This is a genomic window from Paractinoplanes deccanensis, assembly GCF_016862115.1.
In the GTDB taxonomy this organism is placed as follows: domain Bacteria; phylum Actinomycetota; class Actinomycetes; order Mycobacteriales; family Micromonosporaceae; genus Actinoplanes; species Actinoplanes deccanensis.
This window is the reverse complement of record NZ_BOMI01000245.1, coordinates 1-1141: the sequence shown is the minus strand read 5'-3', so window position 1 is coordinate 1141 and position 1141 is coordinate 1. Positions and strand designations below refer to the sequence as shown.

At 62.8% G+C, this 1141-nt stretch carries 1 protein-coding gene; it reads left to right on the top strand.

Annotated features, from left to right (window positions below; genetic code table 11):
- Positions 1-50: 50 nt before the first annotated feature.
- The coding region (locus Ade02nite_RS48840; RefSeq protein WP_203778295.1) for an IS630 family transposase at positions 51-1141 on the top strand (1091 nt) is incomplete at its 3' end.

Here is a 1141-nt window from a genome sequence, read left to right as displayed (position 1 = left end):
TAGTGTTCTGCGCCGGAAATTCGCCTTATAAGTCGGTGTATGGTGGGGCGATGCCACGCACTGGGCGCCCTACCGCAACGCTGGTGTTGACCGACGAGGAACGCGCCACGTTGGTCCGTTGGTCGCGTCGAGCGAAGTCTGCGCAGGTGCTCGCGATGAGAGCTCGGATCATCCTGGCGTGTGCCGAGGGCACCTCGAACACGGACGTGGCAACGGATCTGAAGGTTCATCTGTCCACGGTCGGTAAATGGCGGCGGCGGTTCCTGGCCGATCGCCTGGACGGGCTGATCGACGAGCAGCGGCCCGGCCGGCCGCCGTCGATCGCCTTGGACAAGGTCGAAGAAGTCGTCGTCGCCACCCTCGAGCAGACCCCGCGCAACGCCACCCACTGGTCGCGTGCGTCGATGGCGGAGAAATCGGGACTGTCGAAGTCGACGATCGGCCGGATTTGGCGCGACTTCGGCCTCAAGCCGCACCGAGCCGACACTTTCAAGCTGTCCACCGATCCGCAGTTCATCGAGAAAGTTGTCGACGTTGTCGGCCTGTATCACCATCCGCCCGAACGGGCCGTGGTGTTGTGTGTGGACGAGAAATCGCAGATCCAGGCCCTGGAGCGTTCCCAGCCGGTGCTGCCGATGATGCCGGGCATGCCCGAACGGCGGACCCACGACTACCACCGCAACGGCATCACGAGCCTGTTCGCCGCGTTCGACATCGCGGATGGCTCAGTGATCAGCGAACTGCATCGCCAGCACCGGGCCACCGAGTTCAAGAAGTTCCTGATCACCATCGACAAGAGCGTCCCCGCCGAACTGGACGTGCATCTGGTCTGCGACAACTACGGCACCCACAAAACCCCCGCGATCAGGGCTTGGCTGGCGAAGCACCCACGGTTCCACATGCACTTCACCCCGACCGGATCGTCCTGGATCAACCAGGTCGAACGCTGGTTCGGATTCCTCACCGACCAGAAGATCCGCCGCGGCACCCACAAAAGCGTTCAGGCCCTCGAAGCGGACATCCGGTCGTGGATCGCCGACTGGAACAGCAACCCACGACCGTTCATCTGGACCAAGACCGCCGAAGAGATCCTCGAATCACTCGCCCGATTTTGTAGCCGAATTTCCGGCGCAGAACACTA